Annotated in this window: 7 protein-coding genes; 3 read left to right on the top strand and 4 right to left on the bottom strand. The window is 72.4% G+C overall.

Going from position 1 to position 15,129, the window contains the following annotated elements; translation table 11 throughout:
* The first annotated feature begins 176 nt into the window (after positions 1-176).
* Complete coding sequence (locus ACFWEE_RS04910; RefSeq protein ID WP_386886399.1) at positions 177-1,130, top strand: formylglycine-generating enzyme family protein; 954 nt, start codon at positions 177-179, stop codon at positions 1,128-1,130.
* A gap of 68 nt (positions 1,131-1,198) precedes the next feature.
* Here the strand turns inward: ACFWEE_RS04910 and ACFWEE_RS04905 are convergent, their stop codons facing one another.
* Complete coding sequence (locus ACFWEE_RS04905) at positions 1,199-3,532, bottom strand: N-acetylmuramoyl-L-alanine amidase (protein WP_386886398.1); 2,334 nt, start codon at positions 3,530-3,532, stop codon at positions 1,199-1,201.
* A 370-nt stretch (positions 3,533-3,902) separates the two neighbouring features.
* Positions 3,903-4,880, bottom strand: a complete 978-nt coding sequence (locus ACFWEE_RS04900) for a terpene synthase family protein (RefSeq protein WP_386886396.1) — start codon at positions 4,878-4,880, stop codon at positions 3,903-3,905.
* A 696-nt stretch (positions 4,881-5,576) separates the two neighbouring features.
* Between ACFWEE_RS04900 and ACFWEE_RS04895 the strand changes: the two genes are divergently transcribed.
* The gene (locus ACFWEE_RS04895) at positions 5,577-7,751 is read left to right on the top strand and encodes a SpoIIE family protein phosphatase (protein ID WP_386886394.1); all 2,175 of its coding nucleotides are present in this window, start codon (positions 5,577-5,579) and stop codon (positions 7,749-7,751) included.
* A 136-nt stretch (positions 7,752-7,887) separates the two neighbouring features.
* Complete coding sequence (locus tag ACFWEE_RS04890) at positions 7,888-9,906, top strand: LamG-like jellyroll fold domain-containing protein (protein WP_386886392.1); 2,019 nt, start codon at positions 7,888-7,890, stop codon at positions 9,904-9,906.
* 133 nt (positions 9,907-10,039) lie between these two features.
* Here the strand turns inward: ACFWEE_RS04890 and ACFWEE_RS04885 are convergent, their stop codons facing one another.
* Together ACFWEE_RS04885 and ACFWEE_RS04880 are read right to left on the bottom strand one after the other, a co-directional pair.
* The gene (locus tag ACFWEE_RS04885) at positions 10,040-10,672 is read right to left on the bottom strand and encodes a TetR/AcrR family transcriptional regulator (protein ID WP_386886390.1); all 633 of its coding nucleotides are present in this window, start codon (positions 10,670-10,672) and stop codon (positions 10,040-10,042) included.
* 284 nt (positions 10,673-10,956) lie between these two features.
* Positions 10,957-14,853 (bottom strand): type I polyketide synthase, encoded by a 3,897-nt coding sequence (locus ACFWEE_RS04880; RefSeq protein ID WP_386886388.1) that lies wholly within the window; start codon positions 14,851-14,853, stop codon positions 10,957-10,959.
* Positions 14,854-15,129: the final 276 nt, after the last annotated feature.

The raw sequence follows: 15,129 nt of genomic DNA, 5'->3' as shown, positions 1-15,129 counted from the left end.
GCGCGCACCCGCGAGACGTACCGGGACCCGCGAGACGTACCGGGACCCGCCGACGGCGCACGCGGACGCCCCCGCGATCCTGGACGCGACCGCCGCCGCCCGCCGGCCCCGTACCGCAGCACGTCACTCACCGCAGCACGTCACCCACGGCAGAACGTCACCACCGGAGCTTCCGCATGAGCACGTCCCCCCGGCCCTGTTGCGCCCCCGGCCGCACCCCGCACGGCCCCGACCACGGCACCGGCCCCGACCACGGGCCCGCACTGCTGGGCATACCCGCCGTCCCACCGCCCCCGGGGGACGTACGCGCCCCCGGGCACACCTGGGCCGAACTGCCCGGCGGCACCTTCTGGATGGGCGACGCCTTCGACGAGGGGTACCCGGCCGACCACGAGGGCCCCGCCCGCCGGGTCACCGTCGCCGCCTTCGCCATCGACACCACGGCCGTCAGCAACGCGCAGTTCGCCGCGTTCGTCCGGGCCACCGGACACCGCACCGACGCCGAACGCTTCGGCACCTCCTTCGTCTTCCACCAGCTCGTCCACCCCGACGCCCGGCGCCACGTCGTCGGCACCGTCCCCGGAGCGCCCTGGTGGCTCGGCGTGGAGGGCGCCTCCTGGTCGGCGCCCGAAGGCCCCGGCTCCGGCGTCGAGGACCGCGCCGACCACCCCGTCGTCCACGTCTCCCACGACGACGCCCTCGCCTACTGCGCCTGGGCCGGAGTGCGCCTGCCCACCGAGGCGGAGTGGGAGTACGCCGCCCGGGGCGGGCTGAACAGCGCCCGCTACCCGTGGGGCGACGCGTTCACCCCCGACGGCGAGGAACGCTGCAACACCTGGCTCGGCGACTTCCCGCACCGCTCGGACCGGCCCGGCGGCCCCGGCACCGTACCCGTCACCGCCTACCCGCCCAACGGCCACGGCCTCCACAACACCTCCGGCAACGTCTGGGAGTGGTGCTCCGACGCCTACGGCCCCGGCGAACGCGTCATCCGCGGCGGCTCCTACCTCTGCCACGCCTCCTACTGCAACCGCTACCGGGTCGCCGCCCGCTCCCACAACACCCCCGACTCCTCCACCGGCCACGGCGGGTTCCGGTGCGCCCGCGACACGGGCGCGACGACGCCGTGAGCACGGCAGCGCGCCCCGGCCGGATGTCCCGGTCGGGGCGCGCTGTCACACCGAGTGCCGTACGGACGCTACTTGAGGTACACCAGCCCGTCCGTGGTGATGGCGGGCCGGCCGCTCGTGCCGACCACGACCAGCTTCACCGTGTGCTTGGCGGCGCCCGACCAGGTGGTCGTCCAGATCGCGTCGCGGTACTTGGTGGTCGAGGACTTCAGGTCCACCGTGGCCGTCTTCTTGCCGTCCACGTAGACGTACACCTGCCCCGAGGTCGAGGCACGGGAGACGACGAGCGCGGCCGACCGGCCGGTGAACGTCCACGTGATGCTCGCGTTCTTGGCGCTGCTGGAGTACGACTTCCCGCCGAGGTAGCTGGAGGAGGACTTCGCCGTCCACGTGCCCGTCCGCGTGGTGGAGGTCTCCTGGAGGATCACCGGGGTGCCGATCACGGACGCGGCGGCGGTGTTGCCCGCGCGGTCGTACGCCGTCATCTTCCAGGTCGTCGACACACCCGGCTTGGCGGTCTGGGCGGCGCTGACCGTCGTCGGCGCGAAGGTCTTCGCCACCGGAGCCGTCAGCCGGACCTCCTTGAGCGCGATCCCGTCCGCGGCCTTCCACTTGAGGGTGAGCGGAACCGACGTGGTGTTGACCGTGCCGGCGCTCAGCGCCAGCGAGGGCTTCGTGGTGAAGGCGGGCGCCGTCTTCTCGGCGACCACCGTCGCGGCGGCCGAGAGCGCCGACACCTTGCCCGACAGGTGCGTCGCGCGGACCTGCACCTTGTGCGTGCCCACGGCGAGCGCCGCCGAGGCGGAGGTGGTGGAGCCGTTCGTCGTCGCGACCACCTTGCCGTCCACCAGCAGCTCGTACTTGGCGACGAAGACGGACGGAGTGGACGACGTCCAGGCGACCTTGACGGTCGACTGCGTGTACGTCGTCGAACCCGAGGTGCTGCTCCCGGTGACCGAGGAGACGGCCAGACCGGTGACCGGCCCCGCCGCGGCGGAGCGGATCGCGCCCAACTGCCCGTAGAGCGCGGTGCCGGGGCACTCGGTGTTGAAGCCGTCGCGGTGACCCGAGATCTGGTTGAAGGTGTACGACTTCCCGACGGTGTAGGAGATGCCGGTGCCGCTCGACTGGGTCGCGCCGGCCACCAGCGTCGTCTTGCCGGCCGGATCGCCCTTGTACTGGCCGAGCTTCCACGCGGCGAGCCGGGCCACCGCCGTGGTGGCGGGGGTCGACGCCTTGGTGTCGGTGTACATGCCGATGACCGCGATACCGGCCGTCTCACGGTTGAAGCCGTAGGTGTGGGCGCCGAACACCGGCCGGTCCACACCGCCCTTGCGGCCCTCGAAGATCGTCCCGCACTTGTCGACGATGAAGTTGTAGCCCAGGTCCTTCCAGCCGTTCGACTGGACGTGGAAGGCGTGCAGGCTCCGCATGATGGCGGGGGAGTCCGCGCAGGAGTAGTCGTTCGTCTGCGCGGTGTGGTGGACGAACACGGCCTTGACCGACGTCGTGTACTCCGGCGCCTCGTTGTTGAGCGCCTCGTTCGCGCCCCACGCGGCCCGGCTGACGATCGGCGGCCTCGGCATCGTGGACACCGGTGCGGGCGCCACGGTCGGCGACGGACCGGCCGTCGTCGGGGTCGGTGCCGGCGTGGTCGGGGTGGCCGTCACGCTCGGCGCCGCGGTGGTGGGTGCCGCCGTCGTCGGGTCCGCCGTCGGCTCGTCGGTGCCCCCACCGGGCAGCTCGCCGGTCTCCGGGGTCTCCCCGGCCGCCGGGGACCCGGGAGTCTCCGTCGCCGACGCGGTGTCCGTCGGGGTGGGCCCGGTGGTCTCGCCGTCCTCGGCGGAACCCTCCGTGCCCTCCGGCATGTCCTGCGCGTACGCGGCGGTTTCCGCGTCGAGCCCGGAGCTGCCGGGGTCGACGGTGTCCAGCCGGAGACCCGCGGGCAGACCCGCGGACGAGGTGCCCCCGGAGGTCACCCGGACCTCCACGCCGTTCGACGCCCCGACCCAGCGCGGCTCCGTGGTGCCCCGCACACCGGCCTGGCCGGTCTCGGTGCGGCCGTCCACGTCGGTCGCCAGCGGCAGCCAGCCGGTCCACTCGCCGGTGGCCACCGAGCGGGTCCGCGCCTCGACCGTGCCGGATATCTTCGCCGCCGGGTCGGTCCAGGTGACGCCCAGCAGGCTGAAGGGCTTGGTGTCCTTCTGCTCGAACTCGGCCGCGGTCCCGTCCGCCGACAGCTTGAGCTCGTTCTTGTGCACGTCGACCGGCGCCGGGGCGGACTTGGCGTCCACGCCCCCGTGCGGGTCGTCGGTGCCGGTGACCCCCTGGAACACCAGGACACCCGCCACGGCCGCCGTCGCGACGGCCGCCGTGGCCCATACTCTTCGCTTCGATCTCACGTTTGATTCCCCGAGGACTGGTGATGAGAGAACGGCAGTCCGTCGGTCGGGGCTCTTCCTGGGGCGTGGTCGGTGTGGCGTCCACTGCGGGACGCGACAACCCTCGGGAGCCGGCCGACCCGGTGGTGCCGGAGGGACAGTCTCGCACGGGAGTTCACTCATAAAGGTGAAGGCTCGGTCACGTGTATGTCTTGGTGCGGTAAGCCCGAGGACGGCCTCGCGCGGGACGCGGCTTCCGGGGTTCCGCCGCCGAAATTCCGGAAGCCGCGTGCCGAGGGCGCCTCACACGCCTGACGGGTCCTCCGGAGGTTCTCTCCTCAGGACCCACCGGACGCCCGCGGCGCCCAGCGAGGGAGCCGCGCGGGATGGTTCACGCCGCGAAGAACCGGGAGAGCTCGCTCCGGTCCTCCGGCTCCACCAGGTCCGGGCGGGTGTAGCGCTCGGCCCGTGCGTGGTAGTCGAAGTCGCCCCGCACGAGGCCGCGGTAGTCCCGCACGCACCGTTCGAGAGCGATCCGTTCCGCACCCTCCATTTTGGCCGCGTCCATCTCCACGACCAGGTCCCTCTCGGCCCGCCGGACACGTTCCGCTATCCGGGCCAGCTGGATACCGGCCTCGTCGACGGCCTCTTGGAGCGTGCAGCCGCGGTCGCGCTGGATGAGGCGGACGGCATTGTGCTCGTAGCCCATCGCCGCCTCCTTCTCGAAGGAGCAGATGTCGTTGCAGAGGCCGGAGTGGTCGGTGACCGCGTCCCGGAGCGCGACGTACGCGGGAAGGCTCCGGGCGGCGTCCGTGAGATCGATCCCCGCCGTGATCTCGTGCAGATCGAGGAAGGGCTGCATCGCCACCGAATCCCGGCGGTGCTTCACGAACTGGGCCCGGGACGGCACCTGTCCGGCGGCCCGTTCGACCGCCTCGGCGTAGTACGTCCAGAGCCAGGCCACGGTGTCCCTGCGGAACTGCCGTACCCAGGCCGTCGAACGGTCGCGGTACGTACGGTTCCGCAGCTCCTCCAGGGTCAGTTCCATGGCGGAGTGCGCCACGGCCCCGTCGAGTACCTCGACGAGCCGGGTGATGGCGGAGCCGCACATCCGGGGATCCCGTCCGGCGGGTCCGTCGTCGAATTCGTCGTCGACCAGAAAGGCCCAGAAGAGCCACTGGCAGAACAGGTCGAGATGCTGCTGGGAAGCGGTCGGGAAGATGAGGGAGATCCACAGCTCCGGCCGGGTTCTGATCATCTTCTTCCGGGCCACCGGAGAAAGCTCCACGCCATGGAAGTCCGCCCATCTCCAGGCGGCCTCCTTGGTCTTCTCCAGACCCGGATTGCATCCGGCGCTGGCGAACGGCATGTGAAACGCCGGTAAGGCGATCTGGCTCATTGATACCCCTCGTCAAGACGGTGTGGATGGAGGGTGGGTTCGGCGGGTGGTCGTGGTGTGCACGGAGCGCGAAATCGTCGGGAGCCGTCGGAGTGGGGGCGTTCCGGAATCCGCCTTCTTTGGCCAAGGCATTACCCTGCGAGGTGAGGCGGTTGTGGTGGTTCCTCCCTCTTCCTTCTCCCTGTCGTAGCGGGACCGCCGAACGGGTGTATTCGGCGGTCGGGTGGAACCGGACTTCGGACCCTCGCGTCACCATGCGTGACACCCAGTCAACCCCGGGCGAGCGGCTGAGGGAAGTCGCCCGTGACCGAAATTGTATGGTGCCGCCGAACGCTGGTGACTTTATGAGCGGTTGATGACCGGGCCAGTCCACTCCGTGGCGTACCGATGTCCATGTCGCGGGTGCTCACCGGTCTCACGGAGCGGTCGCGCCGCACCCTCCCGCCGCTGTCCCGAAACCTGCGGCGTTCCCCCCGCGCTTCCCCAGGCCCATCGCCGGAAGCCTTGGCGTTACTGCCCTCCGGCGCTCTCCAGCGGTCCGTCGGCCGCCCGCCGGGCACCCGCCCCCGCCCGTCCTCCGTCCGCACGCCCCCCGATGGCGCGAGCGCGTCGCGGGTCCCAAGGTGAGGAGAGGCGAAGTCGTGTTCGAAGGGCGGTGGTGGAGCAGTGCCGGACGACGACCTCCCGTCGGCGGTCCCCCCGGGCGACCCGGCACCCCCCGCTCTGCTGCACGCCCTCGTGACCGCCCCCGCCATCCGCACGTACGTGGTCGACCGGGACCTGCGCATCGTCCGGGCCGGCGCGCTGACCTTCGGCGAGGCCCCGGACCACGTGGTCGGGCAGCTCCTCACCGACGTGTTCCGGCTGGAGGATCCCGACGCGGCGGTACGCGCCCTCGGAACGGGCACCCCGGAGCCCCCCGGCACGACGTCGCCCTCCTCCACCCGGCCGGCCGCGCCCGCGCGGGACGCCGAAGGCCCACACCCCGGCGAGGGCGGCCCCGGCCCCGTCGGCGTGGTCAAGGCGCACCGCACCGACCCGGCCGGCACCGACCGCACCTTCGCCGTCGCGTTCCACCCGCTGGCCGCCGACTCCGACACCGCCGCACTGCCCGACGCCGCCGCCCCCGGACCCGCGGCGCTGCTCGTGCTCGCCGCCGACATCACCGCCCAGGAGCGCAACTCCGCCCGCGCCGCGGCCCTCGACGCCGTACGCGAACGGGTCGGCCAGTCCCTCGACCTCGCCGTCACCTGCGAGGAACTGGTCATGGCGCTCGTGCCCGGATTCGCCGACATCGCGGTCGTCGAGATCGTGGACGACGTGCTGCGCGGAGCCGACGCCCCCGCCGGCCCGCCGCCCCGGGGCACCCCGCTGCGCCGCATCGCGTTCCGGGGCCCCCTCGGCGCCGACGGGGCCGCCCACCCGGTCGGCGACGTACGGGAGATGCCGCACCCGACCCCGTACTCCCTCTCGCTCGAAGACCTCCGCCCCCGCCTGGTGCAGCTCGCCCCCGGCCTGCCCTGGTACGCGACCGACCCCGACCGGGCCAGGTCCATCGAGGAGTTCGGGTCGCACTCACTGATCGTGGCGCCCCTGGCGCTGCGCGGTACCGCGTTCGGCGTCGTCAGCTTCTACCGGTGCGGCGGGAGCGAGCCGTACGACGAGAGCGACCTCTCCTTCGGGGTGACCCTCGCCGCGCACACCGCGCTGAGCGTCGACAACGCCCGGCGCTACGAGCGCGACCACTCCGTCGCCTCCACCGTCCAGCGCCGGCTGCTGCCGGCCGGCCCCTCCTCCCCGATCGCCGTCGAGACCGCCCACGTCTACCTGCCCGGCCGCAACAGCGGCAGCTGGTTCGACACCATCTCCCTCTCCGGCGCGCGGACCGCCCTCGTCGTCGGCCGGGTCGACGGCCAGGGCGTGCAGACCGCGACGACCATGGGCCAACTGCGCACCGCCGTCCGCACGCTCGCCGCCCTCGACCTCTCGCCCGAGGAACTGTTCTCCCGGGTCAACGACATCGCCGTCCAACTCGCCGAGGAACGGGCGGCGCTCCCCGTCGGCGACGCCCTGCGCCTGCGGCCCCTCAGGGCGACCTGCCTCTACGGGGAGTACGACCCGTTCACCCGGCTCTGGACGGTGGCGCGGGCCGGGGCGCCCGTTCCTCACATCATCCGTCCGGACGGCACCCCGCAACCCTTCGACCTGCCCGAGGGGCCGCCGCTCTCCGCGACCGAGAACGCCCCCTTCGCCACCGCCGAGATCTCCCTCGAACCGGGCAGCCTCATCGTCATGCACAGCGGCGGCAGCAACCTCGCCGACCGCCCCGGCCTGCGCCCCGTGGACGACGTGCTCGCACCGCCCGACCGGGACCTGCGGGAGATCGCCGACGGCATCATGTACAACTACCCGCCCGTCGCCCACCCGGAAGGCGCCGTGCTGCTCCTCGCCCGCCCCACCGCGGTCAGCCCCGCCCAGGTGGTCACCATCGAGCTCGACGACGACGCGGGCGCCCCGGCGAAGGCCCGCACCGTGACCCGCTCGCACCTGGCCGAGTGGAAGGTCCCCAAGGACGCGCTGTACGCGGTCGAGCTCATCGTCAGCGAACTCGTCACCAACGCCGTGCGCTACGGCACTCCGCCGCTCTCCCTGCGCCTGGTCCGGACCCACACCCTCACCTGCGAGGTCCGCGACGCCAGCCTCGTCGCCCCCCACCTGCGCCACGCCCGGGTCGGCGACGAGGGCGGCCGGGGACTGTTCATCATGTCCCAGCTCGCCTCCCGCTGGGGCACCCGCTACACCCACGACGCGAAGATCATCTGGGCCGAGGTGGAGCTGTAGTACCGCTCCGCCGCAGGTCACGGAGTTGCCGAAGTTGTCGGAGTGTTGGGCAGCCGGTCGCCGGTGCGACATCCGCCCGCCCCGGTGGGCTTTCTAGCGTGCGTGCATCCACCTCGATTCGTTGCTGGGAGCACGTATGCACACCACCCCTGACGGCAGCCCCGACGCGCCGGAGCGCAGCCTCCCGGCGGCAGCCGCCGCGCACTCGGCCGAGTGCGGCTGTCCGCGCACCGCCGAACTCGACGGCGACGGGCTCGCGGCCAGGAGCCGTCGCACCTTCCTGCGCGGCGCGGGCGTGCTCGGCGCGGGGGCGGCCGTGACCGCGACCGGACTGCTGGGCGCGACACCGGCCTTCGCCTCGGGAGCCTCCGAAGCGGGGCACGGGAAGAAGCCCGGCGGCGGCAAGCACGGCACGTGGAGCCCGGACCCGGAGAACCCGCGGTTCACCTTCGTCGTCATGCCCGACACGCAGTACATGTTCGACATCGACCGCATCCACCCGGCCCCGATGGAGGCATCCTTCCGCTACGTGCTCGACCAGGCCGGGCGGGCCGGCGGCAACGACGAGAACATCGTGTTCCTCGCCCACCTCGGCGACGTGACCAACAACGGTCACGCCGAGGAGTACGCCGCGGTGACCAAGGTGTTCGACATGCTCGACGACGCGGGTGCCGCGTACGGCGTGCTGGCGGGCAACCACGACGTCGGCGGCGACGACCAGCGCGGCCGGACGCCGTACCTGGACACCTTCGGCCCGGCACGGGCCAAGAAGTCGCCCGCCTACCACTCCTCCAGCCCCGACGGCTACAACACCAGCCACATCTTCCGTGCGGGTGGCCGCAGTTGGATGGTGCTCTCGCTCGACTGGCGCATGTCGGCGGCGGGTTTCGCCTGGGCCAACGCCGTCATCAAGGCGAACCCGACGCTGCCGGTGATCGTGACGACCCACGAGATCGTCGGCTCGTACGACGACGGCTCCGCCGAACTCTCCGCGTACGGGCAGCAGATGTGGGACGGGCTGATCAAGGACAACGACCAGATCTTCCTCACCCTGAACGGCCACTACTGGCCGCCCGGCTCCACCGTGAAGAAGAACAGCGCCGGCAACGACGTCCACCTGCACATCACCAACTACCAGGACCGCTACTACGGTGGCTCCGGCATGCTGCGCTCGTACCGCTTCGACCTCAACCGGGGCAGGATCGACATCGCCACGTTCTCCCCGTGGATGCGGGAGCGCGCGGCCGAGGACGAGCTGAACGCCGCCGCCGCCCAGGAGATCGAACTGACCTCCGCGGTCGACTACTTCTCCCTGGACATCGACTTCGAGCAGCGCTTCGCCGGTTTCGCCCCGGTCCCGGAACGGGCGCCCCGCGCCGCCCGGCGGATGCTGGTTCCCGGCACCCTCGCGTACTGGCGGTTCGACGGCTCCGGCGCCGAGGGCGGCAGCCTGCCCTCCGGCACGGTCGTCCAGGACCAGGCGGGCCACGGCAACGACCTGGTCCTCCAGCAGGTCCCGGGCGCCGCGGCGAACGCGCTGACCTGGACCGGCGACCACCACCCCGACCAGCCCGGACACGGCGGCCTCGTCTTCGCCGGCCAGGGCAACCCGGTCGCCGGCGCCTACCTCCGTACCGTCGACAAGGCGCCGATCAACGCGGAGACCTTCCCGCACGGCTACACCATCGAGCTGTTCTTCAAGGTGCCCGCCGACTGGAACGGCGGGCGCAACGGCTGGTCCTCGATGCTCAGCCGCGCCGGCACCGCCGCGGAGGCCGGGAAGAACGGCCCGTCGTCGACCGCCGACGAACCGGTCATGACGCTGGGGCTCAGCGGCTCCCTGGAGATCCAGTGGAACGCGTACCCGCTCAACATGGACGGAGCGACCACCGCGTGGAGCCACCTGCTCCAGCAGCAGGAGTGGTGGCACGTGGCCGTCGTCAACGACGGCAAGGTCAGCAAGCTGTACGTGAACGGCTGCGAGGAGGGCCGCAACCCCACGTCGAAGGCGGTCGGCCTGGCCTCGCTCCACAAGCCGTTCCTCGTCGGCGGCTACCAGTGGGCCGGGAACGTCAGCCAGGTCTTCCACGGCACCCTCGGTGACGTACGCATCGTCGACCGGGCGCTGCGGGTGGACCAGTTCATGAACGCCTGATCCGGGCGGGTGCCCCGGCTCCGGCCGGTGGCGCCCGGCTCCCGGTGCGCCCGTCACCCGATCCGCGGCGCCGTCCCGGCGGTGTCCGCTGCCGGGACGGTGGCCCGTCGGACCGGGCCACCGGTGCCGCGTCCTACTCCTCCAGCCGCGTCGGCGCCGCGGCGATGCCGTCGACCAGCAGCGTGACGATCTCCTGCAGGCGGTGCTCCAGCGGGGGATGGCGGCTGGCCGGGCTGGACCGCGCCCACTCGTAGAGGGCACCGAGGTAGAGGTCGCGCAGGGCGTGGCTGACCCGCTCGGCCGAGACGTTCCGGGAGAACTCGCCGGTCTTCTGGCCGTTCTCCACGACCACCTCGAAGAGCTTCGCGAGGTGCGGGTCCTCGAACAGCGGGCGGCCCGCCCGCACCCACGCGGTGAGCATGGCCACGGTGAGGTCCTCCTCCGCGTCGTTGATCCGGCCGAGGGCTTTCATGTACTGCGCGAGCTGCGACTGCGCACTCGGGCAGTGTGCCGGGGCTGTCTCTCCCACGGCCGCCTTGATGCTTTCCCGGCGTTGCTCGGCCCAGGCTCCGATGAGGTCCTCCTTCCGGGGGAAGTAGTTGAAGAACGTCCCTCGGGCGACGTCCGCGCGTTCCGCGATCTCGTCCACGGAGGCGTGGTCGTATCCCTTCTCCATGATCACTTCCAGTGCGCTGCTGTACAGGCGATCACGGACGCGCTGCTTGTTGCGTGCGCGACGGCCGACGGGCTGCTCGACGATGTCCACTGTGACTCCGTGTGCTCTCAGGCTCCTCCAGGGGAGTGGTCCTGGGTGTCCACGAAGAGCCTGTGCGAGGAAGGGTGCAAAAGTGCGATGTCGGCCGCGGAGCCGACAAGGCGAAATTTATACCACGGTCCAAGTTTTTGCCACAGAAATGACACGCGGCTTGGGGGAACGGGGCACCCCGGGCTCCCACCCCGGCGCGTGGCCCCCGTTTTCCCTGGCCAGGAGGGGCGCGGGGGGCACGGCGGTCGGCGCGGTCGTCGCCGAGAGCGCGGCGGTCAGGGTGGTCACGACACCGCCCGCGCCAGGTCGCTCGCCAGACTGCGAACACTCTCCTCGCCCAGCAGCCTGCCCGTCGAGACCCGTACATCGTGCAGCGCGGACATCTGATGCCGCAGGCGGACCGCCATCAGGGAATCCAGCCCCTGGGCGTGCAGCGAACGGTCGAGATCGAGATCCTGACCGTCCATCCCCAGGACGGAGGCCGCCAGCGCGGGCAGCCCCTGCGGGTGCGTGGGGGGCGCGGGGTGCGTGGGGTGCGTGGGGGCACTCCCGTCCGCGTCCGCCGCGGGCCGGACGGGGGCCCGCTCCGGAGCCGGGGGAGCGGGGTCCGCGCCGCTCCTCCGGACGGCCGTCGCGGGGGAGAGCAGGCGCCCGCGCGCGTGAGCGACCAGGGCGGAGAGACGTTTCGCCGCCGCCTGCCCGTCCCCGGCGGACCGGCGCAGGACGATGGAGCCGAAGCGGGCCACGATCCGCCCGTCGTCCCCCAGTACGACCACATCACCGCGGACCACGGACCCCGAGGAAGCCGTGACCCTCGCGACGCTCCAGAACCGCTCGGGCAGATCCGCGGCGAACTCGATCGAGCCGAAGCCGACGGGGGCGTACGTCTGGCGCACGCCGAACCGCGTCGGCGCGAGCGCGGCCAGCAGGGGCAGGAGCGCGGACTCCCAGGCCGCCGGTGCCGACGCCTCCGGGCGGCGCATCCGGCCGAGAGCCGCGCCGTTGCGCCGCCACGCGCGTTCGACCGCCTGGAACGGAGGACTCACCGCGAAGCCCATCCGCCCGATGTACCGGGCGAATTCGTGCTCCGGCAGGTACTCCCCGCAGGAGGCGAGGGCGCGGTCCAGAAGGGCGCCGCCCGACTCCCGCCGGATCTCGCCGCCGACGCGGATCGTCGCCGTCATGCACGGCACGGGTTCGGCGAAGCGGGGATGCTCGGCCAGGACCGAGCCCTGCCATCCGGAGGCGTCCGGGCGGAGCGAGACCTTGAGCCGCAAGGCGTCCGCGTCCGCCGCTTCCACCGAGGCGCCGTGCAGGCGCACCTGCCGCAAGGACAACGGGGTGCCGGGGCGCAGCTCGCGGGCGACGTGCAGCAGCGCTCCGGCGTGGACGACCGGGGGGACGGGGGCGAATCCGTCGACGCCGACGGCATCGCCCCAGCCGGCCGGCTTCGCCCATTCCGCCAGATCCAGGTGCCGGGTGTGACCGTGCTGGGTGCCGGACGCCGCGTCCGGGGCAGGGTCCAGCCGGAACGCGGTGGCCTGCCAGGGGTACCGGGGCAGCGCGACGGCCTCGGGCCGCCCTCCGTGGTAGCGCTCCCAGTCCACCCGGCCGCCCGCCGCGTAGAAACGCCCGACCGAGCGGGCCAGCGCCGACGCCGGGTCCTGATCGCGTCTGAGCGACTCGACCGCGCAACCGGGACGGCCCAGGGTCTCCTCCGTGCCGTGGGTGAGCAGCGGGTGCGGGCTCACCTCGACGAAGACGCTGTCGCGCGCGGTACCCGCGGCCCTGATCGCGTCGGTGAAACGGACCATGCCGCGCAGGTTCCGCACCCAGTAGTCGGCGTGCAGTTCCGGCCCCTCCACCGGCTCGCCGGTGACCGTGGAGACCATCGTGCGGGAGACCGGCCCCGGGGAGAGCCCGGCCAGCTCCTGGAGCAGGTCGGCCCGGAGTTCGTCGGTGAGCGGGCTGTGGGAAGCGACGTTGACGTTCACCTTGCGGGCCATCACGCCCCGGGCGTCCAGCTTCTCGGCGATCTCGTCGAGCACGCCGCCGTCGCCGGAGAGCACCGTGGCGGTCGGCGCGTTCTTTGCCGCCACGCACACGAGGCCGCCGTACGGGGAGACCACCTCCGCGGCCTCCCGGCCGCCGAGCTCGACGGCCATCATCGAGCCGCGTCCGGCCAGACGCTTCATCAGCCGGCTGCGCCGGGCGATGACCGCGGCGGCGTCCGCCAGCGACAGGGCCCCGGCGATGTGGGCGGCGGCGGTCTCGCCCATGCTGTGCCCCACGCAGACGTCGGGGGTCACGCCCCGCTCGGCCCATGCCGCCGCCAGAGCGATCTCCATGGCCCACAGGGCGGGTTGCACCACCTCCACCGCCGTGGGGAAGGACTCGGGCCGCGTGCCGAGGAGTTCCAGGACGGACCAGCCCAGTTCGTCACCCAGGACGCGGTCGCACGCGGTCAGGGTCCGGCGGAAGGCCGGCGAGGAGGCGAGCAACTCCTGTCCCATGCCGACCCATTGGGACCCCTGGCCGGGGAAGACGAACACGGTGCGCTTGGCCGGTCCGGGGCCCGCGTCCCCCGTGCCGGCGTTCGCGGTGTTCTCCCCGCGGGCCAGCCGGTCCAGCTGGTCGGCCAGTTCGGCGTGGGTGGCTCCCACCGCCCACAGGCGGTGGGCATGGCCCTCCCTGCGGGTCGCGGCGGCGGCGCAGACCGGGCCCAGCGCAAGGTCGTGGCCCGCGCCTCCCGGCCTCAGGAACGCGGCATAGGACAGGGCCAGTTGGTTCAGGGCCCGCGGCGAGCGGGCGGAGAGCACCAGCAGGTGCGGCGCGGGTGCGGCGCCGTCGCGGGGAGCATCGGCGCCGTCGCGGGGCACGGGCGCGTGCGCACCGAGCACCACATGGGCGTTGGTACCGCTGATCCCGAAGGAGCTGACGCCGATCAGGGCCGCCCCGCCCTGCGGCGCGAGGGGTTCGTTCCGGGTCACCAGCCGCACCGCGTCGGCGGCTGCCGCCACCTGGTCGTTGGGCCGGCTCACGTGCAGGGTCGCCGGCACCGTGCGGTGTCTCAGGATGAGGAGCGACTTGATCAGCCCCGCCATGCCGGCCGCCGCCTCGGCGTGCCCGATGTTGCTCTTCACCGAGCCGACCCGCAGCGGCGCGGTGCGCGGCCCGTCCTCGCGGCGCTCCGCGATCAGGGCCTCCAGCTCGACCGCGTCGCCGATCGTGGTGCCGGTGCCGTGCGCTTCGACGTAGTCCAGTTGTCCCACCCCGACGCCCGCCGCCCGGCACGCCTCCCTGAGCATGGCGCGCTGTCCGCCGACCGAGGGGCGCAGTAACAGCCCGTCGCCCTGGCCCTCGTGGGTGACGGCGCTCCCCAGGATCACGCCGAGCACCGGATCGCCGTCCGCCAGCGCGTCGTCGAGGCGCTTCAGGATCACGGCCCCCACTCCCTCGCTGCGCACGAAGCCGTCCGCCCGCGCGTCTCCGAAGCGGCAGCGGCCCCCGGGCGACAGCATGCCGCCCTGGGAGTAGGCGATGGCGTCGTCCGGAGACACGATGAAGTTGACCGCGCCGGCGATCGCCAGATCGCTCTCCCCGCTGAGCAGGCTCTGCCGCGCGCCGTGCACGGCCACCAGGGACGAGGAGCAGGCGGTGTCCAGGACGAGGCTGGGGCCGCGCAGATCCATGGCGTAGCTGATCCGGCCCGCCGTGGCTCCCCGGATGCGGCTGCCGACCGCGCCGTGCACGCCGGGCGGGGCGTGCACCTCTCCGTACTCGGCGGTGGCCTGCCCGACGAAGACTCCGGTGCGGCTCGCGGCGAGGGACGAGGGGACGATCCCCGCGTCTTCCAGGGCTTCCCACACGACGTGCAGGAGCAGCCGCTGTTGCGGGTCCATCGCCTTCGCCTCCACCGGAGCGATCCCGAAGAAAGAGGCGTCGAAGGCGAAGGGGGCGTCGAGGAAACCGCCGTGCCTGCTCACCGTCTTTCCGGGGGTGCCCGGCGTCGGGTGGTGGAACAGCCCGGCATCGAAACGATCAGATCCCACCGGTGTGATCGCATCGGTATTCGCCAGCAAATTGTTCCAGAATTCATCCACGCCGCCCGCCTGCGGGAACCGGCATCCCATGCCGATGACAGCGATGGCCGAGCCGGCACTTCCTGACTCTCTGGGCATTTTCCCCTACCTCGTGTGTCGTGGGCGCTTCGGCGGGGCCGGACCCCATGCGGAGCGGGTCCAAAAATACACTCGCGAACAACTTTGGTCCATGGGGTATTCGTGCGGGCGAAACACGCCACTTTGCCGGTCCAGTGGCGAAAATTCGCGGTCACAGCCCCCGGGTGGGCCGGAATGTTCTGCGGCTTCCCGACTGAGAGGTATCGCCACGTCGAGGACGCGGGGGCCGATTTGACGGCTTCGGGAGGACTTGTCGGTTCGCGATCGTGATTCAAA

This window comes from Streptomyces sp. NPDC060184 (assembly GCF_042728795.1).
Classification (GTDB): domain Bacteria; phylum Actinomycetota; class Actinomycetes; order Streptomycetales; family Streptomycetaceae; genus Streptomyces.
The sequence above is the reverse complement of the archived record's forward strand: the minus strand, read 5'-3'. Positions and strand labels throughout refer to the sequence as shown.

Excerpts from the sequence above, each read along its gene's own strand:
- ACFWEE_RS04910 (WP_386886399.1), top strand. The coding sequence starts at position 177 with ATGAGCACGTCCCCCCGGCCCTGTTGCGCCCCCGGCCGCACCCCGCAC.
- ACFWEE_RS04900 (WP_386886396.1), bottom strand. The coding sequence starts at position 4,880 with ATGCCGTTCGCCAGCGCCGGATGCAATCCGGGTCTGGAGAAGACCAAG.
- ACFWEE_RS04890 (WP_386886392.1), top strand. The coding sequence starts at position 7,888 with ATGCACACCACCCCTGACGGCAGCCCCGACGCGCCGGAGCGCAGCCTC.
- ACFWEE_RS04880 (WP_386886388.1), bottom strand. The coding sequence starts at position 14,853 with ATGCCCAGAGAGTCAGGAAGTGCCGGCTCGGCCATCGCTGTCATCGGC.